This is a genomic window from Skermanella mucosa (assembly GCF_016765655.2).
GTDB lineage: Bacteria > Pseudomonadota > Alphaproteobacteria > Azospirillales > Azospirillaceae > Skermanella > Skermanella mucosa.
The window spans coordinates 1,481,353-1,504,223 of the sequence record NZ_CP086106.1; the positions used below are offsets into that span (position 1 = coordinate 1,481,353).

At 68.5% G+C, this 22,871-nt stretch carries 22 protein-coding genes; 7 read left to right on the forward strand and 15 right to left on the reverse strand.

Features of this window, described 5'->3' with window-relative positions; genetic code table 11:
- Positions 1 to 57 precede the first annotated feature (57 nt).
- Entirely contained in the window at positions 58 to 768 is a 711-nt protein-coding gene (locus tag JL100_RS06765; RefSeq protein ID WP_202679973.1) for a CatB-related O-acetyltransferase, read from the forward strand.
- A 79-nt stretch (positions 769 to 847) separates the two neighbouring features.
- Here the strand turns inward: JL100_RS06765 and accC are convergent, their stop codons facing one another.
- The 6 genes from accC to JL100_RS06795 all read right to left on the reverse strand — a co-directional run bounded on the left by accC (position 848) and on the right by JL100_RS06795 (position 6,162).
- A complete protein-coding gene (accC, locus tag JL100_RS06770) occupies positions 848 to 2,188 on the reverse strand; it encodes an acetyl-CoA carboxylase biotin carboxylase subunit (protein ID WP_202679974.1) in 1,341 nt (446 codons plus the stop codon).
- A gap of 12 nt (positions 2,189 to 2,200) precedes the next feature.
- The gene (gene accB / locus JL100_RS06775; protein WP_202679975.1) at positions 2,201 to 2,662 is read right to left on the reverse strand and encodes an acetyl-CoA carboxylase biotin carboxyl carrier protein; all 462 of its coding nucleotides are present in this window, start codon (positions 2,660 to 2,662) and stop codon (positions 2,201 to 2,203) included.
- A gap of 1 nt (position 2,663) precedes the next feature.
- Positions 2,664 to 3,128, reverse strand: coding sequence for a type II 3-dehydroquinate dehydratase (aroQ, locus tag JL100_RS06780; protein WP_202679976.1), 465 nt, complete (start codon positions 3,126 to 3,128; stop codon positions 2,664 to 2,666).
- A 214-nt stretch (positions 3,129 to 3,342) separates the two neighbouring features.
- On the reverse strand, positions 3,343 to 3,906 hold the full coding sequence (locus JL100_RS06785; RefSeq protein ID WP_228421105.1) for a MarR family winged helix-turn-helix transcriptional regulator: 564 nt from the start codon (positions 3,904 to 3,906) through the stop codon (positions 3,343 to 3,345).
- Between the two features lie 244 nt (positions 3,907 to 4,150).
- Complete coding sequence (gene hmpA / locus JL100_RS06790) at positions 4,151 to 5,380, reverse strand: NO-inducible flavohemoprotein (RefSeq protein ID WP_228421106.1); 1,230 nt, start codon at positions 5,378 to 5,380, stop codon at positions 4,151 to 4,153.
- Positions 5,381 to 5,541: 161 nt separating this feature from the next.
- The gene (locus JL100_RS06795) at positions 5,542 to 6,162 is read right to left on the reverse strand and encodes an HAD family hydrolase (protein WP_202679978.1); all 621 of its coding nucleotides are present in this window, start codon (positions 6,160 to 6,162) and stop codon (positions 5,542 to 5,544) included.
- A 127-nt stretch (positions 6,163 to 6,289) separates the two neighbouring features.
- Between JL100_RS06795 and maiA the strand changes: the two genes are divergently transcribed.
- Positions 6,290 to 6,928, forward strand: a complete 639-nt coding sequence (gene maiA, locus JL100_RS06800; protein ID WP_202679979.1) for a maleylacetoacetate isomerase — start codon at positions 6,290 to 6,292, stop codon at positions 6,926 to 6,928.
- Between the two features lie 63 nt (positions 6,929 to 6,991).
- Here the strand turns inward: maiA and JL100_RS06805 are convergent, their stop codons facing one another.
- Positions 6,992 to 7,759, reverse strand: a complete 768-nt coding sequence (locus JL100_RS06805) for a DsbA family protein (protein ID WP_202679980.1) — start codon at positions 7,757 to 7,759, stop codon at positions 6,992 to 6,994.
- A gap of 119 nt (positions 7,760 to 7,878) precedes the next feature.
- On the reverse strand, positions 7,879 to 9,258 hold the full coding sequence (locus tag JL100_RS06810) for a M48 family metalloprotease (protein ID WP_202679981.1): 1,380 nt from the start codon (positions 9,256 to 9,258) through the stop codon (positions 7,879 to 7,881).
- A gap of 136 nt (positions 9,259 to 9,394) precedes the next feature.
- Here JL100_RS06810 and JL100_RS06815 point away from each other — a divergent pair, with 136 nt between their 5' ends.
- Positions 9,395 to 10,726, forward strand: coding sequence for a gamma-glutamyltransferase (locus JL100_RS06815; RefSeq protein ID WP_202679982.1), 1,332 nt, complete (start codon positions 9,395 to 9,397; stop codon positions 10,724 to 10,726).
- A 45-nt stretch (positions 10,727 to 10,771) separates the two neighbouring features.
- The gene (locus JL100_RS06820) at positions 10,772 to 11,917 is read left to right on the forward strand and encodes a pyridoxal phosphate-dependent aminotransferase (protein ID WP_202679983.1); all 1,146 of its coding nucleotides are present in this window, start codon (positions 10,772 to 10,774) and stop codon (positions 11,915 to 11,917) included.
- 138 nt (positions 11,918 to 12,055) lie between these two features.
- On the opposite strand, the gene JL100_RS06825 is transcribed toward JL100_RS06820, so the two are convergent.
- From JL100_RS06825 to JL100_RS06835, 3 genes are all read right to left on the reverse strand, one after another.
- On the reverse strand, positions 12,056 to 13,612 hold the full coding sequence (locus tag JL100_RS06825) for a GTPase family protein (RefSeq protein ID WP_202679984.1): 1,557 nt from the start codon (positions 13,610 to 13,612) through the stop codon (positions 12,056 to 12,058).
- A complete protein-coding gene (locus JL100_RS06830; protein ID WP_202679985.1) occupies positions 13,609 to 14,868 on the reverse strand; it encodes a YcjF family protein in 1,260 nt (419 codons plus the stop codon). The genes JL100_RS06825 and JL100_RS06830 overlap by 4 nt, the downstream gene beginning before the upstream one ends.
- A gap of 94 nt (positions 14,869 to 14,962) precedes the next feature.
- The gene (locus JL100_RS06835; protein WP_202679986.1) at positions 14,963 to 15,943 is read right to left on the reverse strand and encodes a 2-hydroxyacid dehydrogenase; all 981 of its coding nucleotides are present in this window, start codon (positions 15,941 to 15,943) and stop codon (positions 14,963 to 14,965) included.
- A gap of 146 nt (positions 15,944 to 16,089) precedes the next feature.
- Between JL100_RS06835 and JL100_RS06840 the strand changes: the two genes are divergently transcribed.
- Positions 16,090 to 16,911: a cell envelope integrity EipB family protein gene (locus tag JL100_RS06840; protein ID WP_211113044.1), complete on the forward strand. Its 822-nt coding sequence runs from the start codon at positions 16,090 to 16,092 to the stop codon at positions 16,909 to 16,911.
- A 12-nt stretch (positions 16,912 to 16,923) separates the two neighbouring features.
- Here the strand turns inward: JL100_RS06840 and JL100_RS06845 are convergent, their stop codons facing one another.
- Complete coding sequence (locus JL100_RS06845; protein ID WP_228421107.1) at positions 16,924 to 18,285, reverse strand: DNA polymerase IV; 1,362 nt, start codon at positions 18,283 to 18,285, stop codon at positions 16,924 to 16,926.
- A 345-nt stretch (positions 18,286 to 18,630) separates the two neighbouring features.
- Here JL100_RS06845 and JL100_RS06850 point away from each other — a divergent pair, with 345 nt between their 5' ends.
- Together JL100_RS06850 and JL100_RS06855 are read left to right on the forward strand one after the other, a co-directional pair.
- Complete coding sequence (locus tag JL100_RS06850; protein WP_202679988.1) at positions 18,631 to 19,044, forward strand: response regulator; 414 nt, start codon at positions 18,631 to 18,633, stop codon at positions 19,042 to 19,044.
- 37 nt (positions 19,045 to 19,081) lie between these two features.
- The gene (locus JL100_RS06855) at positions 19,082 to 20,488 is read left to right on the forward strand and encodes a PleD family two-component system response regulator (protein ID WP_202679989.1); all 1,407 of its coding nucleotides are present in this window, start codon (positions 19,082 to 19,084) and stop codon (positions 20,486 to 20,488) included.
- Between the two features lie 134 nt (positions 20,489 to 20,622).
- Here the strand turns inward: JL100_RS06855 and rpmG are convergent, their stop codons facing one another.
- The 3 genes from rpmG to JL100_RS06870 form a co-directional block, all read right to left on the reverse strand.
- Positions 20,623 to 20,790 (reverse strand): 50S ribosomal protein L33, encoded by a 168-nt coding sequence (gene rpmG, locus JL100_RS06860; protein WP_044426262.1) that lies wholly within the window; start codon positions 20,788 to 20,790, stop codon positions 20,623 to 20,625.
- A gap of 134 nt (positions 20,791 to 20,924) precedes the next feature.
- Positions 20,925 to 22,496, reverse strand: a complete 1,572-nt coding sequence (locus JL100_RS06865) for a S41 family peptidase (protein WP_202679990.1) — start codon at positions 22,494 to 22,496, stop codon at positions 20,925 to 20,927.
- Positions 22,472 to 22,867, reverse strand: coding sequence for a DUF983 domain-containing protein (locus JL100_RS06870; protein ID WP_228421108.1), 396 nt, complete (start codon positions 22,865 to 22,867; stop codon positions 22,472 to 22,474). Before JL100_RS06870 ends, JL100_RS06865 begins: the two co-directional genes overlap by 25 nt.
- Between the last annotated feature and the right edge of the window lie 4 nt (positions 22,868 to 22,871).

Sequence of the window (22,871 nt, forward strand, 5' to 3'; positions counted from 1 at the left end):
GTGACTGTCGACTTTGGGACCAATCCGGTTGCCGGTCTGGCGACCTTGGGATTGAAATTGCCTCAGACCCGCGGCGTCCTGACGCTCAACCAGACATCGTTCTTCGAGCCGCCGACCATGGTCCAGGCCCATATCGCCGCGAAGACGATCATCCAGGTCGGCGCCTTCTGCTCGATCGCCGGCGGCAAGATCGGCAATGTGCGGGTCGGGCGCTACTGCTCGATCGCGCCGGAAGTCATGATCGGGTCGAACGAGCATCCGGTCGATTGGTTGACCAGTTCGCGGGTCACCCATGTCGCCGACCTTCACGACTGGGCGCGTTTCTGCGCCCCGGACAGGGTGGACGAGATCAGGCGCCAGCGCGTGCCGTTCAAGGACGCCTGCAAGATCACGACGATCGGCAACGATGTCTGGATCGGGCAGGGCGTGTTCATCAAGGCGGGGGTCACCATCGGCGACGGCGCGATCGTCGCCGGCCGGTCCGTGGTGGTCAAGGACGTGCCGGCCTATTCCATCGTCGCCGGAACCCCGGCCACGGTGAAGCGCATGCGTTTTCCCGAAGCGACCGTCGAACGCCTGGTCCGGCTGCAATGGTGGCGCTACTCGATCTTCGACCTGTTCGGCATGCCGTTCGACCGGATCGACGAGACCCTGGACGGGATCGAAGCGAAGGTCGAGGCCGGCGCCCTGACCGAGTACGCGCCGGAGAAGATCACCATGGACCGTCTCCGTGACCTGTTCGAGCCGGCCGTCCAGGCCGCCGAATAGGAGTGCGGAGGGGCGGCGTCTCGCCGCCCAGGGTGCGCGGGACGCGCACCCTCCCGCCGGGCAACCCTGCGGATGCCGGCTATTTCAGCTTCATCAGCTGTTCCAGCCAGTGGATGTCGTAGTCGCCGTTGATGAAGTTGCTTTCGGCGATGATCCGGCGGTGCAGCGGCAGGCTGGTGTCGACGCCGCCGATCACGAACTCCTCCAGCGCGCGGCGCAGGCGCATCATGCATTCGTTGCGCGTGGTGCCGTGGACCACCAGTTTGGCGATCAGGCTGTCGTAGTGCGGCGGCACGCGGTAGCCGTCGTAGAGCGCGCTGTCCACCCGCACGCCCAGTCCGCCAGGCGCATGATAGCCGTTGATCCTGCCGGGGGAGGGAACGAAGGTTTCCGGGTGCTCGGCGTTCACCCGGCACTCGATCGAGTGTCCGTGGAAGCGGATGTCGTCCTGGGCGTATCCCAGCGGCGCGCCGGTCGCGACGCGGATCTGCTCGCGGACCAGGTCGATGCCGGTGATCATCTCGGTGATCGTGTGCTCGACCTGGAGGCGGGTGTTCATCTCGATGAAGAAGAACTCCCCGTCCTCGAACAGGAACTCCATGGTGCCGACGCCGCGGTAACCCAGCTCGGAGGTGGTGCGGGCGGCTAGATCGCCGATGAAGGCGCGCTGGGTCGCGTTCAGCGCCGGCGAGGGTGCCTCCTCGATGACCTTCTGGTGGCGCCGCTGGATCGAGCAGTCGCGCTCGCCGAAATGGACGGCGTTGCCGTGCATGTCGCCCAGCAGCTGGATCTCGATATGGCGCGGCCGGGACAGGTACCGCTCCATGTAGACCTGGTCGTTGCCGAAGGCGGCGCGGGCCTCGCCGCGGGCGAGCTGGTACGCCTCGCGCAGCTGGTCGGCCGAATAGGCCACCTTCATGCCCTTGCCGCCGCCGCCGGCCGCCGCCTTGATCAGCACCGGGTAGCCGGTGCGGTCGGCGACCTCGACCGCCTCCTCCAGCGTGTCGACCGGGCCGGACGAGCCGGGCACCACGGGCAGCCCCAGCTCCAGCACCGTCTTCTTGGCGGTGACCTTGTCACCCATGATGCGGATATGCTCGGGCGTCGGCCCGATGAAGGTGAAGCCGTGCTCCTCCACCATCTGGGCGAACTGGGCGTTCTCCGACATGAAGCCGATGCCGGGGTGGATGGCGTCGGCGCCGGTGATGGTCGCGGCGGTCAGGATCGCCGGAATGTTCAGGTAGCTCTCGCGGGCCGACGCAGGGCCGATGCAGACCGCCTCGTCGGCGAGCCGCACATGCATGGCGTCGGCGTCGGCCGTGGAATGGACGGCGACGGTCTGGATCCCCATCTCGCGGCAGGCGCGGTGGATGCGGAGCGCGATTTCGCCTCGGTTGGCGATCAGAACCTTTTCGAACAACGGGATGGTCCCTTATTCGATGATCAGGAGGACTTCGCCGAACTCGACCGGCTGGGCATCCTCGACGAGAACCTGGGCGATCGTCCCGGCCTTCGGGGCCTTGATCGGGTTCATCACCTTCATCGCCTCGATGATCAGCACGGTCTGGCCGGCCTTGACCGTGTCGCCGACGCGCACGAACGGGGCCGCTCCCGGCTCCGGCGAGGTGTAGGCGGTGCCGACCATCGGCGAGGTGAGCGCGCCGGGGTGGCTCGACACGCCGAGGGCGGCCGGCGCCGAGGTCGGGGCGGCCGCTGCCGCCGGGGCGGGAGCGGCCCCGGCCGGGGCGTGGGAGAAGAACGCCGGCGCGCCGCCGCCCTTGGTGACCCGGATGCGCTTCTCGCCTTCGGCGAACTCGATCTCGGTCAGCCCCGTTTCGTCCAGCAGGCCCGCGAGCTTGCGGACCAGTTCACCATCGATGTCGAAAGTCGCCATGTCAGTTCCCGTCATTCAGGTCGGCATCGATCAGCCGCGCCAACGCGTCCAGCGCGAGAAGGTAGCCATGCGCGCCGAAGCCGCAGATGACACCCTTCGCGACAGGCGACACATAGGAATGGTGGCGGAAGGCCTCGCGCCGGAAAATATTGCTCAGATGCACCTCGACAACCGGAAGCTCGGCGACCGAGAGGGCGTCCATGATCGCGACCGAGGTGTGCGTATAGCCCGCCGCGTTCAGGATGATGCCGTCGTGCTCGCCGCGGGCCTGCTGGATCCAGGATACCAGCTCGCCTTCCAGATTGGACTGCCGGAAATCGATCGCGATGTTGAGCGACTCGGCGTGCTCCAGGCACAGCGCCTCAATGTCGTCGAGGGTCTCCGTCCCGTAGATGGTCGGCTCACGGACGCCGAGCATGTTCAGGTTTGGACCGTTGAGGATCAGGACTGAGGGCTCGATCGCCAAGGGAAGCGGCTTTCCGGCTGCGGTTGCGTTGGCGCGTTTATAGCACTTGTCGATCCTTCGGCAATGGCCGCGCGGCGCCCGGGACCGGCCTGCGGCGAAATCACCACGATTTCGAAGTATCTTGGCCGACCTGTGACGGAAAAGCCGCGTCCGTCGCCGATCTCCAGCACTTGCCGTTCAGCGCCCCGCATCCGGCCGCAACCGGGCCGCTCCCTTACTCCTCGTCCAAGGGGCCGTGCAACTCCCGCGCCCGGGCCTGGAGTCGGGCGAGCATGTCGTAGAGCTGGACGTTCTCCTCCGCCGTCAGCGAGGCCAGCAGGTGGGTCTGGAGATTGGCCGCCAGGGGCACGATCTGGTCGTGGATGCCTCGCCCCTTGGCGGTCAAGGTCAGAACCGACCGGCGCCGGTCCACCGAATCGATTCCGCGGTCGACCAGCCCGCCGTCCACGGCGCGGGCGACGGCCCGGCTCACCTGCACCTTGTCCATGGCCGTGCGGTCGCAGACCGCGTTGGCCGACAGCGGGCCGAACCGCGCCAGCACGGCCATGATCCGCCATTCCGCGACGGTCAGCCCGAATCGCTGCTCGTAAAGGCGGGCGAGCGCCCGGCTGACGGTATTCGACAGCACCGACAGCCGGTAGGGCAGGTAATCCTCCAGGATCAGGGCGGTGGCGGCGGGCAGGTCGCGGGTCGGGTCCTGGTCGGGCTGCCTGGGATCGGGCCTCTGGTCCGGTCGGCTCGCGGTCGCGACTTCCATCTCGGCAGGGTGAGCGGTCATGGGAAATTCCTTTGACAAGGTTTCACCTGCTGCGGGCTTCTTTTGCGCTAAATCCCGGCATTCGGCATCATGAACCCCGTAGAGGGCCTTGGTGCAAATGAAATCATTGGTCGAGAATAAGATTGTGCCTCAAAAAGTCCAGAATTTGAACATATTTGGTGGGTCGAGCGGTAGCCTATTGGAATCTTGCTGCGAGCGCTTCGCAGAAGGGACGGTGCCCGCGGGGCGGCACCGTCCGCGGGATTCAGGCGTAAAGCTCGTCCGCCGGACCGAAGAACTCGTAGTGCAGTCGGTCCCGGGCCACGCCGAGATCGGTCAGAGTCCGGGCCAGCAGCCTCATGAAGGGCTTCGGACCGCAGAAATAGAAGTCGGCATCGGCGTGCGGCACGGCCTGGCCCAGCCATTCCGGGGTGATCATGCCGGCATGGTCGAAGTCGCGGCCGGGCACGTCCTGCGGGCGGGGCTGCTCATAGAAGGTCACGGCCCTGACGCCGGGATGCGTGGCGGCGACGGTCCTGACATGGTCCTTCATGGCGTGGTGGGCACCGCACCGGGTGCCGTGGACGAACCAGGTCGGCCGCCCGGCGCCGGCGGCCACGATGCTGTCGAGCATGCTGACCATGGGGGTGAGGCCGACGCCGCCGCTCAGCAGGACCACCGGGCGTTCCGCGACCGGATCGTCGAGGAAGAAGTCGCCGGCCGGCGCCGCGACCTTCAGCACCAGGCCGGGAACGCCGTGGTCGTGCAGGAAACCGGAAACCAGGCCGGGGCCGGCTTCTGGATTGCCGGCCGGCGCCGGTTCGCGCTTCACGCTGATGCGGTAATGGCCGGCCCCGGGAGCGCAGGACAGGCTGTAGTTCCGGACGACGGAGCCGTGGCCCGGCAGGTCGAAGCGAAAAGTCAGGTACTGGCCGGGCTTGAAGGCCATCAGCGGGCCGCCGTCGGCGGGCTTCAGGTAGAACGACCTGATGATGTCGCTCTCGGCCGTGACGCGGTCGATCACGAAGTCGCGATAGCCGAGCCAGCCGCCGGGCTGCGACGCCTGATCGCCGTAGAGCACCGTTTCACGGCCGATCAGCACGTCGGCGAGGAACTGGTAGGCCTCCGCCCAGGCGTCCATGATCTCGTCCGTGGCGGCGGAGCCCAGCACGTCGCGGATCGCCTGGAGCAAAGCGGTCCCGACATGGGGGTAATGCTCGGGCAGGATGCTGAGCGCCACATGCTTCTGGGCGATACGCTCCACCATCGGGCCCAGCACCTCCAGCCGGTCTATGTTCTCGGCATAGGTCAGCACGGCCAGCGCCAGCGACCTGGGCTGCGACCCGGTCTCGCCATGGTGGGACTGGTTGAAGAGGTCCCGGATCTCCGGGTTGGTGAACAGGATCTGATACATCCTGCGGGTAATATCCAGCCCCTTTTCCCTGAGCGCCGGGACGGTTGCCTTGACCACCTGGACCGTTTTCGCTGACAGCATTGATCTTCCCTTCCGGTTCGAATGCGCGACTGATCGATAAAACATATACGGTTAATACATGTTTGTGTCGGCATCGATCGGTGCGGCGGATTGTCATCGTCCGATCGGTCGGGCTGGCTCGGGGAGAGGGTGCGCGGAAAGCGAGACTGCGCCGGCAGGGATCAGAGCATCCCGTACCGGGCCAGGTCCCGGCGCAGCGTCCCGGCATCGATGAACCGGACCGCGTGCATGCCGACATCGCGGGCGCCCTCGACGTTCTTCTCCACGTCGTCGATGAACAGCGTGTCACCCGCCGACAGGCCGTGGTCGTCCAGCAGGCGGCGATAGATCGCGGGATCGGGTTTCAACAGGCGAACTTCGCCCGACACGACGATGCCGTCGAAGGCGTTCAGCACGTCGAAGCGGCGGCGTGCCCGTTCGAGCTTGTCCACCGAGAAGTTGGTGATGCAGTACACGGGCTTCCCGCGTCGCTTCAGCTCCCACACGATGTCGGCGGTGTCTGGGATGGGACCCGGCACCATCTCGTCCCATTCCAGGTCGTAGGCCGCGATCAGCTCGGCCTTCTCGGGGTGCCGGGCGCTCAGCTCCTCGACCGCCTCCTTCCACGGACGCCCGGCGTCCTGCCGCAGGTTCCAGTCGGGCGTACAGACGGTCGCGAGGAATTCCTCCATGGCGGCGGTATCTTCCGCGAACAGCTTGCGGTACAGGTATCGAGGGTTCCAGTCGATGAGAACACCGCCGATGTCGAACACGGCGATGCTGGGGTCGGCAGATCTCGGCATGGAGTCGGGCCTTGTGATATTGAAGGGTGCGACCGTGCGGCTAGGTGCGGATGCTGGGTGACTTGATATACTAACAGATGCGCGGACGGGCGGCATCCCGCAACCGCGAAGGAGCGGAGTATCGTTAATGAAGCTTTTTGGTTATTTCCGGTCGTCGGCGGCCTACCGGGTTCGAATCGCCCTTAATCTGAAAGGGCTTGAGGTCGACCACCGGTTCGTCCACCTGCGCAAGGGGGAGCAGTCCGCGCCCGAATATGGCGCGCTGAACCCGCAGGGCATGGTTCCCATGCTGATCGACGGCCCGCATGTCCTGACCCAGTCGCTCGCCATCATCGAGTACCTGGAAGAGACCAACCCCGAGCCGAGCCTGCTGCCCAAGCACCCGATCGAGCGGGCGCGCGTACGCGCCATCGCCCAGGCGATCGCGTGCGACATACACCCTCTGAACAATCTGCGCGTGCTGCGCTATCTGGTCGGGCCGATGAAGGCTTCCGACGAGGCGAAGAACGAGTGGTACGGGCACTGGGTCGTCGAGGGGCTGACGGCGCTGGAGCGGACCCTGACACCGGCCGCCGGGACCGGTACCTTCTGCCACGGCGACCAGCCGACCCTGGCCGACGTGTGCTTGGTGCCCCAGGTCTACAACGCCGAGCGTGCCGACATCGATCTGTCGCCCTATCCGCGTATCATGAAGATCGTGTCCGCCTGCCGCGAGCTTCGCGCGTTCCAGGACGCCGATCCGGCCAAGCAGGCCGACGCGGAGTGACCGCCGGCCACCGGCGCCGAACCCATCCAGGGTCCGGCGCCGGCGGCGACATCTCCGGACCGGTCAGCCGGCGCGTCCCGCGGCGACCAGCTCCTTCAGGCGGTCGAGGCCGACGGCACCGGGGATGATCTGGTCGCCGACCACGAAAGCCGGGGTGCCGCGGATGTTCAGTTCGCTGGCGAGCCGCAGGTTCCGCTGGAGCGCCTCCTGGATCTCCGGCGATTCCATGTCCTTCTTCAGCCGCTCCATGTCCAGGCCGACCGAATTGGCGATGCGGAAGATCTTGTCGTCGTCGAGCTGGCCGCGGTTCTCCATCAGCGCCACGTGCAGCGCGTCGTACTTGCCCTGGCGGTGGGCCGCCAGCGCCGCCCGCGAGGCCGTCAGCGACGCCGGGCCGAGGATCGGGAACTCCTTGTAGACCAGCCGCAGCTTGCCGTCCGACTCCAGCAGCCGGCGGACATCGGCATGGACCGCCTTGCAGTAGCCGCACTGGTAATCGAAGAACTCCACCAGCGTCACGTCGCCCTGCGGGTTGCCGGCGACCGGCGAGGCCGGGTTGCGGAAAAGCTCCTCCTGGCGGCTGGCCAGCGCGCCGCGCTGGGCCTCCGCCTGCGCGGCCTCCTGCCGCTCCTGGAAGGCCGTCAGCGATTCGACCAGGACCTCCGGATGGGCGAGCAGGTAGTCGCGCACGATCTGCTCGATCGCCGCCTTGCCCAAGGGTGTGTCGGGCGCCGGCTGCTGGGCACCGGCGCCCGTCGGCGACGCGAGGCCGACCAGGGCCGACAGGGCGGCTGCGGCGATCAGGCGGGGCAGGAATGCTGGGCGGTGCATCAGGTATTCTCCGAAAAGGGCTTTCCGCACGATGGCGAATCGGAAGCCCGGCGACAAGCCTTCTCGCGGCCGGTGTCCCGGACTGGGGCGGCCGGTTTCCCGGCCTGATGACGGACGGTTCAGCGTGTCGGCAGGCGTTCGGTGGCGGTCCGGATATCCTGGGCGCGGATCCAGCCGGGCGACCCGGCGGGGAGCTGGTTCTCCGCCTTCTCCGCGTGGAACCGTGCGACCGCCCGGTCGCCGCGCGCCATGGCCTCCTCCGCCAGGGCGTAGGACAGCATGCCCTGCTGGTTCTCGCGGCCGTAGACGGTGGCGATCAGGCGCCAGGTGAAGGGGGTGCGCGGCTCCCTCGATGCCGCCGCTTTCAGGTGCTTCAGCGCCTCGTCGAGCAGGGAGTTGTCGTTGGCCTCGATCAGGGCATGGGCCAGGGAGCTTCGCAGCAGCGCCGAGTCCGGCAGCAGCTCGACCGCCTTGCGGTAGGGGGGGATCGACTCAGGCACCCGACTGTTCTCCAGCAGCACCTGCCCCTTCAATTCGTAAAAGAACGGGTTCTGCGGCTCCTCCTTGATGAGCTGGTCGATCAGGGGAAGCGCCTGCCTGATGTCGCCGCGCTGGTACAGCGCGATCGCCCGGCCGTAGCGCGGAGCCACGTCGGTATCGGATTCGCGGTAGCGATGGAGGGCGATCTGGGGCTGGATGAAGCCCAGCAGCTTTGCCTTCATCCGGGCATGCATCTCGACATACTCGGCCGGCGCCTTCCGGTCCGACACGCTCGAATGCTCGACATGGTGGCGGACGCTTTCGATCCGGTCCTGGGTCAGCGGATGGGTGCGGACGAAGGCGTCCTGGCGATCGGTCGGCCGCAGGTCCTGTCCGGCCAGCTTCTCCAGGAAGCTGAGCAGCCCGCGGGCGGAGACGCCCGCCTGGTCCATGTAGCCGAGCGCCGCCTGGTCCGCCGTGCTTTCCTGGGCCCTGCTGTAGGCCAGGTAGGAGCGCCGGGCCATTTCCTGCCCGCCGCCGAGGATGGCCGCGCCGGCGCCGGCCTCGCCGGTCGCCAGTGCTGCGCCGATGCCGAGCAGCGCCGACAGGATGGCCTGGGCCGAGGCCCCCTCCATCGCCTCCTGCGAGCGGATCAGGTGGCCGCCGGCGATGTGGCCGATCTCGTGCGCGATCACGCCGATCAGCTCGTCCGGGTTCTCGCTTTCCTGAAGCAGGCCGGTATGGATGAACAGGTTCATGCCGCCGGCCACGAAGGCGTTCAGGGAGTTGTCCTTGACCAGCGCGATCTCGACGCTGTCTCCGTTGATCCCGGAGGCTTCGAAGATTGGCCCCGCGTAAGTGCGGATGATATGTTCGATCTCGGCGTCGCGGATGAACTGGAGGCGACGCTGCTGCGCTTCCGCCGGCGCGGCCGAAACCACAACCAAAGCTAAGGCCGACAGAGCCGCGGCGAGGATACGAATCTTGACCACCAGTTTCCGCGGTAAACGCAAAGTCATGCCCTCTCCCACATGCGCGTCCGGATTTCCGGGCCGGACCGCGAACCTGCGTCCAGCATATACGCGAATCTGGCAACGCTTGGGCATTATTACCATGGTCGCCGCCACCGTGGGGGGCTGCGCTTCCAATCAGCCCATGCGAGTCGGGGCCCACCAGGTGAATGCGGGAGTCGCGGCGGACGAGCCACGCGCCGCGGTCATCGGCCGGGACATCCTGGCCCAGGGCGGCAACGCCGTCGATGCGGCGACCGCCATGGGGCTCGCCATGGCGGTGACCCTGCCGACCCGCGTCGGGCTGGGCGGCGGCGGGATCTGCGTCGTGCATGACGCGGCCACCAAGCAGACCCGCACCCTGGATTTCCTGCCCCGGTCCCCGAACGGCGGTCAGGTCGCCGTGCCGGGCATGTTGCGCGGGCTGGCGACCCTGCACGCCGCCCACGGCAAGATGCGCTGGGAGCAGCTGGTCGCCCCGGCGGAGGCGAAGGCCCGGTTCGAGACCCAGATCTCCCGGGCGCTCGCCCGCGACCTCCAGGTGTTCGGCGACGTGGCCGGCGACGACCCGGAGGCCCGGCGGCTGTACCTGCCCAACGGACCCCAGCCGCCCGGCGAGGGGCAGAAGCTGGAACAGTCGGATCTTGCCGCCGTGCTGGCCCAGGTGCGCCAGCGTGGTGCCGGTGCCTTCTATACCGGGCAGCTGGGCGCCCGCGTCGCCGAGAGCGTCGGGGTCGACGCCGCCACCCTGGCGTCCTATCAGGCCCAGTGGCGCGACACCGCCGAGGTCAGGCACGGCAACGAGGTGATGCATTTCGCGGCGCCGCCGGAAGGCGCGCCGGCCGCCGACTCCCTGCGGGCGGCGCTGCAGGCGCCGTCGGGCGGGCGCAACGCCGGGCTGGTCAAGGCGCTGGAGAAGGTCGAGCCCGAGGGACCGCCCACGGCGGGCCTGGTGACGTTCGACCCGTTCGGGCAGGCGGTCGCCTGCACCTTCTCGGTCGGCGCGCCGATGGGGACCGGGAAGATGATCCCGGGGACCGGCATCCTCCAGGCGGCGGCGACCGGCGCCCGGGGCATCGGCGGTCCGGCCGTCCTGGTCAATCCCAACCTCAACCAACCGCTCTTCGCCGGCAGCGCCGGGCTGATCGGCGTGGGCGTCGGGGAGGAGGGCGCGGGCGCCGCCCCGGCCGCCCTGGTCAACGTGGCGCTCCGGACCCTGGAGCAGGACATGAACGCCCTCGAGGCGGTGACGGCGCTCCGGCTGGCGCCGGATCCCGCCGGCGGGACCCTGATCGAGGAGACCGCCGAACGGCCGGCCAGCCGCGAGACGTCAGGCGTCCAGGGGGAGATCTACGGCGTCCAGGCGCTGGGCCGGGTCAACCTGGTGAGCTGCAAGGTCAACCGCAGCGACGGCAGCCGGTCCTGCTCCGCGGCGACCGACCCGCGCGGCTTCGGCCTCGCGTCCAGCATCCAGTAGAAACGGTTCCGTCGTTTTTCATAATCAGGGCTTCATGGTCAGGGTATGTCACTGAAAATAGCAAAGCGGGGAGCCATCTCCCCGTTCATCGTCATGGAAGTCATGCGCGCCGCCGCCGAGCGGGAAGCCGCCGGCGGGGACGTGCTCCACCTGGAGGTCGGCCAGCCGTCCACCGGGGCGCCGGCCGCGGTGATATCGGCCGCCAAGCGGGCGCTTGACGGCGACCGGCTGGGATATACCGACGCCCTGGGCATCCCGCCGCTGCGCTCCGCCATCGCGCGGTTCTACCATGACCGCTACGGCCTGAACGCGCCGGAGCGGCGCGTGGTCGTCACGACCGGGTCGTCGGCCGGTTTCCTGCTGGGCTTCCTGGCGGCGTTCGAGCCGGGCGACCGGGTCGCCATGGCGGCCCCGAGCTATCCGGCCTACCGCAACATCCTGATGGCGCTGGGCGTCGTCCCGATCGAAATGCCCGCCGGGCCGGAAACCCGGTTCCAGCCGACGGTCGAACTGCTGGAAGGGCTGGGGCACCCGGTGGAGGGCCTGATCGTCGCCAGCCCGTCCAACCCGGCCGGCACCATGCTGGGGGCGGACGAACTGCGCCGGCTGGCCAACTACTGCCGCGACAAGGGCATCCGGCTGGTCTCGGACGAGATCTATCACGGCATCTGCTACGAGGGGGCGGCGACCTCGGCGCTGACCGTCACCGACCAGGCGCTGGTGATCAACAGCTTCTCCAAGTATTTCTCCATGACCGGCTGGCGGCTCGGCTGGATGGTCGTTCCGGACGACCTCGCCCGCTCGATCGAATGCCTCAGCCAGAACCTGTTCATCTCCCCGCCCAGCCTGTCGCAGCACGCCGCCTGCGCGGTGTTCGACTGCACGGAGGAACTGGACGCCAACGTCGCCCGCTACGCCCGCAACCGGGCGCTTCTGCTGGAGGAGTTGCCGAAGGCCGGGTTCGACCGGCTGGCCCCGGCGGACGGCGCTTTCTACATCTACGCCGACGTGTCGGCGATGACGGACGACAGCGAGGCGTTCTGCCGCCGCATGCTGGCCGAGACCGGCATCGCGGCGACTCCGGGCGTGGATTTCGACCGCGACCGCGGCCACCACTTCATGCGCTTCTCCTTCGCCGGCTCGACCGACGACATGGCCGAAGCGGTGAAGCGGCTGAAGGCGTGGCGGTGAGAGGAGCGGAGAACCGGCCGGTTCGACATAAAATTGTAGGTCGGGTAGAGCGAAGCGGCACCCGACAAGCAGGCGTTTTGATGTCGGGTGCCGCTTCGCTTTACCCGACCTACGGTTACGGCAACTCAATTTGAAGTTTCACGTCTTTGTCCGGGTGCCGGCGATCCCTTCGATCACCAGTCCGGACAGCAGGCGTCCTCCGGTCACGATCTGGCGGGCGACGCCCGCGACCCCGCCGGCCGAGCCGGCCAGCCGCAGCAGGCGGATGAGTTGGCTTTGCCGGGCTTCCGGCACGCGGGCCAGCACGGCGGTCCAGACGGCGTCGACGTTGTAGAGCATCCCGGCGTCCAGCCGCGCCGGCACGACGTCGGCGGCGGCCACTCCCAGCGCCTCCGCCACCGACTCCATGGCGGCCCGGATGGTCTCCGCCTTGCGTCCGGTCGGGGCGGCGACGTCGTAGGGGGGAGCCCACTCGTTGAACGGCCGCAGCCGGTCGATGTGGGACATGACGACCACGACCGGAGGCGCCCGGAACTGCGGACGGCCCGCGAAATGGCCGCGCACCGCGTCGAGCAAGCGGCGGTCCAGGTCGCGGGCGCCGTCGTTGGCCGGGGCGACCCACAGGACCAGGTCGCAGTTCTCGGCCAACGCGACCAGCTTGGGAATGGAGGTTTCCCGTTCCAGCCCGGCGCAGTCGACCAGTTCGAGCGCCGGTCGGTCGTCGGCGCCGCGCACCGAGTGGCTGGTTGGCTGGCCGGTGGCCGCAAGAACGTCGACCGCTGCGACCACGTCGCCGCACAGGGCGTTCACCAGGCTCGACTTGCCGGCATTGACCTTGCCGGCGATCAGCAGGCGCAGCGGCACCGCCGGCGCGGCGGGTTCGGCCACCGCCGGAGGCTCCAGTCTTTCGAGTTCGTCGATGTCGGCGCGCAGCCGGCCGCTATACAGGTTGATCGCCTCGCGGCCGATCTCTTCCACCACGATCCGGGCGATCCGGTCCAGCATCAGGGACGACAGGCCTTCCGCGGCAAAGCCCTGGAAGCGGCGGCTCAGCTCGGCCGCGGCCGCCTGCACCGGGTTGATCGCCAGGCGGATGGCGCGCCAGGGGCCATCGGCGCTCTGGGCGACGCTCGCCACCGTCCGCTTGACCCGGTAGAGCCGGAGCACGTCGCCGATCCGCACCGAGCGCGAACCCGGCACCGCCTGGACCGTCAGCGCCCGGGTCCGGCGGCTGATCCGCTCGGCCAGCAGCAGCGCCTCGGGCAGGGTGAAGTGCCACAGCGGCTCGGCGCGTTCCGGATGGTAATGGCGGGCGACCTCCTCGATCACGGCGCGCCCGGTGGCGAGCAGCGCCCGCTGATCCACCAGCATGCGGCCGGAGGTCTGCGCCGCGAAGCCCTGGACCCTCTGCCAGGCAACCTTGTCACTGGGCGACCAGCCGGGGTCGGGCGGCGTCTCCTCCCCGGCGGCGGTCGTCCCGTCGCCCGAAGGCACCCGGTCGCCGGATCGATGCGCCCGCCGGAACAGCAGCCCCGCCGCTAGGAAGCACAGCGCCGTCCCCAGGAACCAATAGACGAAGCCCTGCCGTTCCCATAGCCAGACGGCGCCCAGCGGGACCAGGGCCAGGAAGGGCAGGCTGGCGGCGGCCAGCGCGCCCAGCCACCAGGACCCCTGCCGGCCGACGATCCGCTTCACGACCCGGCCTTCCCGTCGGAATCTCGGGAGAACATCCGGCTGGCCCGGGCGACGCCGGTGGCTTCGGCCATGGCCCGGCGGAATTCCTCCGCCACGGCGTCGGCGTCGAACTGTGCGCCGGACCGGCGGCTGCTCAGGTAGAGGATCGCGGCATGGCCGAGCCCGTAGGTGGTCGCGAAACTGGCCGCCCCCGCCGCGGCGCCGCCGATCACCGTGCCGTAGCCTGGCACCAGCTTGACCAGCTGCCGCACGCCGAACTGGGCGCCGAAACGCAGCAGCGCCCCCGCTCCCAGGCAGCCGGAGAATTCGGCCAGGGTCGCCCGGGTCCAGGTGACGCCCAGCATGCCGGCAAGGCTGTGCAGCATCTTTCCCTGGATGACCGGAACCCCGATCACGCCGGCCACCGGCAGCATGTCGATCGCCCCGGCCGCCGCCGCGTAGCCCCAGATGTGGGAGGCGGCCCGGCCGCCGCCCGGCTTGCCGGAACTGCCCAGGCTGCGCCGCATCATCGACACGACCCCGTCGGCCGACCCGGCCTCCAGTGCGGCCCAAAGCCGGTCGATCCCGTAATCGGCGGGGGCGAGTCCGTCCTCCTCGGGCGTGAAGTCGATCGGGGCGAAGCGGACGGCGCCGCTGCCCGGCAGCTTCGCGAAGGTCTCGCGCTGGGCGGCAAGGCTGCGGTCGAGCGCCTCGATGCCGCCGGGCCGGGTGCCGTCGCCGAACGGGTAGGGCAGGGGATGTGCCGGAGCTCCCGGCCCTTCATAGAAGTCGTGCAGGGTGGTCTGGGCGACCACCACGGGCCAGTCGGGATGGCGGCGGCGCACGCGGGTCAGCGCGTCGAGCACCGGGGCCGGCACCGGCCCCATCGCCCGGACGACGACCAGCACCAGATGCGCCTGCTTCTCGCACAGGGCGAGGTCCTCCGCCGGGTCATAGGCGACCTCGCCCAGGCCGCGCGTGTCGAGGAACCGGACGACTGGCGCCTCCTCGGGGAATTCGTAGATGCGGGCGGTCGCCGTGCAGGGCCGGTAGCCGGTCCCGACCTCGGCATCGCTGCTCCCGGTCAGCGTGCGGATGATGGAGCTCTTGCCGGAGCCGACCATGCCCAGCAGCCAGATCACCGGCGCCCGGGCCCGCGCCTCCTCCGCGATGCGCGTGTCGCCTGGCGCATCGGGCTTCGGGTTCAGGACCGTGTCGTAGACGTCTTTCCAGAAGGAGGATATCTGTTCGCCGGCCCGCCCTAGAATCGACTGCATGGTTCATCCGCCCCGGTCGGGTTCAGTTTCTCCGCGTCGTAGAGTGCCGCGGCATAGGATCAAAGTGGTACAAAACCGGGCGTCGGCACGCAAGCTACGCCACCCGGTTCGGCGGCTCCCTTCCCGCGAAGAAGGCGTCCAGGTTGTCGAGCGCCGTGAAGCCCATGGCGTCGCGGGTGCGGTCGGTGGCGCTGCCCATGTGGGGCAGCAGGAAGGTGTTGGGGAGGGCGGCGTAGCCGGGGTGCAGCTTCGGCTCGTTCTCGAACACGTCCAGGCCGGCCGCCGCCAGCTTGCCGGAGCGCAGCGCGGCGATCAGCGCCTCGTCGTCCACCAGCGTGCCGCGCGCCGTGTTGACCACGACGGCGCCGTCGGGCAGCCGGGCGATCCGGTCCGCGTTCAGCCAGTGGCGGGTCTCCGGCGTGGCCGGGCTGTGGATCGACAGGAAGTCGGCGACCGACAACATTTCGTCGGCATCGGCGTGGTAGACCGCGCCGGCCTCCTCGGCGGCCGGCAGCCGACGCCGGTTATGGTAGTGGATCTCCATGTCGAAGCCGCGCGCACGGCGCGCCATCGCCTGGCCGATCCGCCCCATCCCCAGGATCGCCAGCCGCTTGCCGGTGACATGAGTGCCGATCAGCTGGGTGGGCGCCCAGCCGTCCCAGCGGCCTTCCCGGATCATCCGCTCGCCCTCGGCGGCGCGGCGGGCCGCGCCCAGCAGCAGCAGGAAGGCGATGTCGGCCGTGGCGTCGGTCAGCACCCCCGGCGTGTTGGCGACCACGATGCCCCGCGCCTTCGCGGCGGCCAGGTCGATATGGTCGGTGCCGACCGAGAAGGTGGCGATCATCCGGACCGAGTCGGGGAGCGCCCGGACCAGGGCGGCCGGGACCGGATCGACCGCGCAGACCAGCAGGGCGTCGGCGCCGTCCGCCAGCCGCACCAATTCGTCCGCGCCATAGGGATGGTCGTCGTCGTTGACCAGGACGCGATAGTCGCGGGCGGCGCGGGCCATGACCGCGTCGGGATACCGGCGGGTCAGGAGGAGAACTGGTTTCGTGGTCCCGTTCGGGGCGTTCATCGGTCTGTCCTCGGGCACTTGAACTCGCTTGATCCGGGGGAAATGCCGAAAAAGGATGTTTCGGCTTTTTCCCGCGCGCGAAACTACTATGCTTACCCCTGGGCTTCACGCCGTAAACCGCTGTAAACCAATTTGTGGTCGTCACCTTGAAAGATTTCCGTCCCGCTGCCCGCGTCGCCTTCACGGCGCTGCTCGGCCTGCTGACCGTCCCGCTGTCGGCGCTTCCCGCCCGAGCCGCCGTGGAGATCGCCCCGCACCGGGCGATCTACAAGATGTCGCTGGCCTCGGCGCGCAACAGCAGCATCGTTTCCGACGTCCGCGGCCAGATGATGTTCGAATGGGCGGACGCCTGCGACGGCTGGACCATCGAGCAGCGCTTCCAGCTGCGATTCCAGTATTCCGAGGGCGAGCAGGTCGACATGACGACCAACTACGCCACGTGGGAGTCGAAGGACGGGCAGACCTATCGCTTCAACGTCCGCAAGCTGGTCAACGGCGAGCTGGACGAGGAGCTGCGCGGCACCGCCGAGGCCCACGGCGACCGGCCCGGCGTCGCCCGCTACCTCAAGCCGGAGGAGCAGGAGATCGAGCTGCCGGGCGGCACCCTGTTCCCGAGCATGCACACGATCGAGCTGCTGAAGCGTGCGGCGGCCGGCGACAAGCTGTTCGGCACCACCGTGTTCGACGGATCCGACACGGAGGGAGCCACCGAGATCAGCGCGGCCCTGGGGCTGCGGACGGTGGCCGCGCCGGACGGGGAGTTCGACGCCAAGCTGCTCCAAGGCGCCGTCTGGCCGGTCCGCATGGCGTTCTTCCCCATGGACAGCGACGAGGCCGCTCCCGAGTACGAGATGAGCCTGAAGCTGCTCGAGAACGGAGTGGCGCAGTCGATGCTGATCGACTACGGCGATTTCACCGTCGCCGCCGTGCTGGAGAAGATCGAGGCGATTCCCCGGCCGCGCTGCTGACCTGGCGCCGGATCAGCGCCGTTTCCGGCGGGGCGGCATCGGCAGGCCGGGCAGCAGCGGGGTGGACCGCGACACGAAGCCGCGCCCCTTCACGACCGCCGTGTCGCCCATCCGCTCGCGGACCTGGTCCATTGCCCGCTCCACCTGGTTGCGGCGCATCCGGTCGGGGTCCAGCAGGTCGGGCGGGTCGGCACGGACGGCTTCGGCCAGGTCGGCGCAGCCGATGCCGATCAGCCTATACTGGATGCCGGTCGCCTCGCGTTCCAGCAGGGGCAGGGCCGCCTGGAAGATGGCGTCCGCCATCTGGGTCGGCGAGCCCAGCTTCCGGCTGCGTGTCGCCTGGCGGAACTCCGCGGTCTTCAGCTTGAGCACCACCGACCCGCCGGCGAGCCCCTGGGCCTTCAGGCGGCGGGCCACCGTCTCGCACAGGGGCCACAGCCGGTTGACCAGTTCGTCCAGGTCGGCGATGTCGTGGTTGAACGTCGTCTCGGCCGAGATGCTCTTGGTCTCCTCGTCCGGATCGACCGTGCGCAGGTCCTCGCCGCGGGCGAACCGGTAGAGGCGGCGGCCCATCACGCCGTAGCGCTTCATCAGGTGGTGCTCGTCGCGCTCGCGCAGCTCGGCGATGGTCCGGATGCCGTCCTGCTCCAGCTTCCGCTGCAGGGCCGCCCCGACGCCCCAGATCAGGCCGACCGGCTGGGGCGCCAGGAAGTCCAGCGCCTCGGCCCGCCCGATCGCCTTGAAGCCGCGCGGCTTGTCCAGGTCGCTCGCCACCTTGGCCAGGAACTTGTTGTAGCTGAGCCCGATGGAGGCGGTGATCCCGATTTCCGTCTCCAGCCGCCGCACCAGCCGGATCAGCGTCCGCGCCGGGCTGCCGCCGTGCAGGCGTTCCGTGCCGGTCAGGTCCAGGAAGGCTTCGTCGATCGACAGCGGCTGGACCAGCGGGGTCAGCTCCAGCATCCTGGCCCGGACCTCGCGGCCGACGGCCTGGTACTTCTTCATGTCGGGCGGCAGCACCACCGCGTGGGGGCACAGCGACAGCGCCTTGAACATCGGCATCGCCGAGCGGACGCCGTAGAGCCGGGCGACGTAGCAGCAGGCCGCGACGACTCCGCGCTGGCCGCCGCCGACGATCACCGGCAGGTCCGCCAGTTTCGGATCGTCCCGCTTCTCGACGCTGGCATAGAAGGCGTCGCAGTCGATATGCGCGATCGACAGCGCGTGAAGCTCGGCATGCCGCGTGAGCCGCCGCGAGCCGCAGGCAGGGCACCTCGCGGCCCCCGGCCCCGCCTCCGCGCCGCAGTCGCGGCACAGGCCGGGGAGGGCCGGTGCGGATCGAATCAGGCGGTCATCGCCCATCGCGTCGGATTCCATGGCATGGTCTCGAACCGGTTTGTCCCGGCCCGGCTTCCCCTGTTCCGGGCGCCACCGCGCCGAAGTCACAGTACATGGACGCGTGGCGGGTAGCCGTGTAAGGTTGGCGCGGTTTGCAGTGCCGGGATCATGCCACGCCCGCGCCGCTGCTGTCCGTACAGTTCGTTCGGCCTACCATTCGGAATATGCGTTTCGTGCATCGTACATCCCTGCAACAACAGCACGGTAACCACACCTTAACCTTCGCCTTCTAGAAGTGGATGAGGTGTGCGGCCACCGGCACACCCGGTGCTGCCGGCCGTGAGCCGCGGCGGTGCCGGTTGTAAGAGGTCATGGAGAGTTATAATGTCTGCCGATCAAGCTTGGGGCGATGTCAAGTCCGCCGATCCCGAGGGCGCCAAGCGGGTCCTGATCGTGGAAGACAACGAACTGAACATGAAGCTGTTTCATGACCTGCTCGAGGCCCACGGCTATGCGACACTGCAGACGAAGGACGGGATGGAAGCGCTGAAACTGGCGCGTCTGCACCGGCCCGACCTGATCCTGATGGACATCCAGCTTCCGGAAGTGTCCGGGCTGGAAGTGACGAAATGGATCAAGGAAGACGACGACCTCAAGGCGATTCCCATCATCGCGGTCACCGCGTTCGCCATGAAGGGTGATGAGGAGAAGATTCGCGAAGGAGGTTGCGAGGATTACATCGCCAAACCGATCTCCGTCGCTAAATTTCTCGAAACCGTTCAACGCTTCCTGAGCTGACGGGGCTCTCGTGGAAGCGGCCGGAAACTGAGGGGCCATGTCGGCGCGCGTTCTCGTAGTTGACGACGTTCTGCCCAACGTAAAGTTGCTGGCGGCGAAACTCACCCGCGAATATTTCGATGTGATCACGGCTTACAACGGGCCGGAAGCACTCGAACGCATCAAGAAGGAATCCCCGGACATCGTCCTGCTGGACGTCATGATGCCGGGCATGGACGGGTTCGAGGTGTGTGAGCGCATCCGATCCGATCCGGCCACCATGCACATTCCCGTGGTCATGATCACGGCGCTGTCCGACGCCTCCGACCGGGTGCGCGGGCTGGAGGCGGGCGCCGACGATTTCCTGACCAAGCCGGTCAACGACATCGCGCTGTTCGCGCGGGTCCGCTCGCTCGTCCGCCTCAAGATGATGATGGACGAATGGCGGCTGAGGGAATCGACCTCCGGCCAGTTCGGCATCCTCGACCAGGCGATGACGGTCCGCAACGAGACCGCGTCCGAGGCCCGGGTGCTGGTGGTCGAGGACAGCCCGATCGACCTGGAGAAGATCGCCGACACCCTGCGGCGGGACACCGACAGCGTGATCGCGGCGGAGACTTCCGCCCAGGCACTCGAGCTTGGCCTGGCCGAGGATTTCGAGCTGATCATCGTCAGCCTGACCCTGCTCAACGAGGATGCGCTCCGGCTCTGCTCGCTGCTGCGCAGCCATGAGCGCACGCGGCAGGCGCCGATCCTGCTGGTCGCCGACGAAGGCGATCTCTCCCGGGTCGCCAAGGGGCTGGAGCTGGGGGCGAACGACTACCTGCTCAAGCCGATCGACCGTAACGAACTGCTGGCCCGCGTCCGGACCCAGGTCCGTCGCAAGCGGTACCACGAGAAGCTCCGGCACAATTACGAGCAGAGCCTGTCCATGGCCCTGACCGACAGCCTGACCGGGGTGTTCAACCGCCGCTATGTCAACGCCCATCTGCCGCGGCTGATGGAGCGGAGCTGGGAGAGCCAGAAGCCGGTCGCCATCCTGATGTTCGACATCGACCACTTCAAGACCGTCAACGACACCTACGGCCACGGCGTCGGCGACGAGGTGCTGAAGGAGGTCGCGGCGCGCGCCAACCGGAATCTGCGCAACTTCGATCTGGTCGCGCGCTACGGCGGCGAGGAATTCATCGTCGTGATGCCCGACACCGACCGGGAAGCGGCCATCGCCGTCGCGGAACGGCTCCGGCGGCGTGTCGGAGAGGATGTGTTCGCCGTCAGCGCCCCTGTGGGCGAGATCACGGTCACCATCAGCATCGGCATTTCCGTGGTGGACGGCGCCACCGATACCGCGGAGGCGATGCTGAAGCGGGCCGACGATGCGCTTTACCGCGCCAAGCGCTCCGGCCGCAACAAGACCGTCGCGGCCGGCGACGATGACGAAGCCCAGACCCCGATCCGGGCCTGACTGCCTGGCATAGTGAACTTGATGTTCGGGTGTCGGCCGTAGGTCCGACGAGGGCTCCCGCCGACCCGCGCCGGAATTGCTGAAACACGAAAGGCCGCCCGATGGGCGGCCTTGTCGCTTCCGTTCGAAACGGATTACTTGATCTTAGCTTCCTTGAAAGCAACGTGCTGGCGCACGACCGGATCATACTTCCGGAACTCAAGCTTCTCGGTGGTCTTGCGGGGGTTCTTCTTCTTCACATAGAAGAAGCCGGTGCCAGCCGAGCTGACAAGCCGGATCAGAACGGTATTCTGTTTCGCCATAACTCTGGATCCCGTGTTCGTCCGCGATGCTCCAGGATCGCGTTGACCCGGTAGCACGACAAAGTGAGCGCGGAAGATACCCGGATGACCGCCGGAGTCAAGTCCCGGGCCGGAAAACCCTTACGATTTTCGGGTCACCGCTCCGCCAGCAGCGTCGTCGAAAGCTGAAGCGCCCGCTGGTACAGCGCCCGGTCGGCCAGCAGCCGTTTGGCGACCCGCAGGTCCAGGTCGGCCTCGTGGGTCTTCCAAGGGCAGGCGTCGCGCAGCTGGTGGAGCGCCGTCTCGTCGTCCGGAGCGGCGGAGCGCCAGCTCGCCAGCGTGCCGGGCATCCCAAGCCGCCCGTCCTGGAGCTGGCTGATCACGGCATCGGCGTCGCCGGGATCCTTGCTGGTGCAGATCGTCGGCGTGACTCCCTGCCGGTGCAGCGTATAGCCCGACGGAGCGTAGATCCTCGACCAGGTCAGGAACAGTTCGCCATCGTTGGGCAGCCGGGTGACGGTCTGGACGCTGCCCTTGCCGAAGGAGGAGGCGCCGACCACCACGGCGCGCCCGCTGTCCTGAAGGGCCGCGGCCACGATCTCCGACGCGGAGGCCGAGCGGCCGTCCATCAGCACGACGAGCGGCAGGCCGTCGGTCTGGTCGTCGTGGGTGGCGTCGAACTGCTGGATGCTGTCGGGATGCCGTCCGGCCGTCGTGATGATCCGCCCCTGCGGGATGAACAGGTCGGCGACCGCGACCGCTTGGTCGAGCAGGCCGCCGGGATTGCCCCGCAGGTCCAGCACGAACCCGACCGCCCTGCGCCCCATCTGGGTGCGCGCGACGTCGATCGCCTCGCGCAGGTTCAGGGAGGTGGCGGCGTTGAACCGCTCGATCGACAGCACGGCCACGCCGTTGTCGACCGAGACCGCGACCGTGTTGGGGATCACCCGCTCGCGCCGCAGCGGAACCCGGCGGCTCTGCCCGCCGCCGGCGGCCTCGACCGTGACCAGGACGAGGGTGCCCGACGGGCCGCGCAGGCGGTCCCGGACATCCTGAAGGCTCATGTAGCTGGTAACGTCGCCGTCGATGGCGACGATCGCCTCGCCCGACTTGAGCCCGGCCCGGGCGGCCGGGGCGTGGCCGACCAGCTCGCTGATGACGAACCGGCCGTCCTTGTCCTCGACCCCGACGCCCACGCCGCCGTAGCCTTCGCGCTGCGCCCGCTCGTTGCCCGCCCGCTGGGCGCTGGTGTAGCGGGAATAGCTGTCCAGGTCGGCCATGATGGCGTCGAACACGGTCTGGTAGATGTCTTCCGGCGAGGCTTGGCGCAACGGCGTGGAACTCAGCCGCACCCGCTCGATCGCCTGCGCGGTGACGGCGGCCCAGCCGCCGGCGTCGTTGGCCGGAGGTGCCGTGAACTCCCCGACCGGATGGCCGTTGCTGGTGACCCGGACGGTGCTGGGCGAGCGGTCGACGGCGATGGTCGAGTCCATCTTGGACAGCCCGCGCAGGCCGTCGGTGGTCAGCTGTCCCATGTCCACGGGGTTCAGGTAGATCTCTGCGATCCTGCCGTAGCCGACGGCGAAGACCTGCTCGCCGATCTGCGACGGCGGCGGCTGGGCCGCCAGCGAGGACGGCTCCGCCGTGCATCCCGCGAGCAGCAGGACACCCATCAGCGCGCCGGAAAAGCCGCGGCGCGGCCTCAGCTTTTCATGCGAAGTGCCCATTGCGCTCCGATTACGGCTCCCTTGATCGGCGGAAGCAAGGCCAGGGTCAGCAGCAGCGTCATCGGGACCCAGGTCACCATGTGGACCCAGGGTTCCGGATGGAAATTCTGTTCCAGCAGCAGCATGCCGGGAATCACGACATGGCCCACCACGAAGATCGTGAAGTAGGGCGGCGCGTCGTCGGCACGGTAGGCGCTTGTCTCCAGCCCGCAATCGGGACAATTCGGGACGACCGTCACGTACCGGGAAAACAGGTGGCTTCGGCCGCATCCCGGGCAGCGTCGGCGGATACCCCTCAGCAACCCCGTCAGGAAGGAGCCTGGCGGCGGTTCGAGTTCCCGGGAGCGCTGCATCTGGGGCGGTTCGTCCATGGAA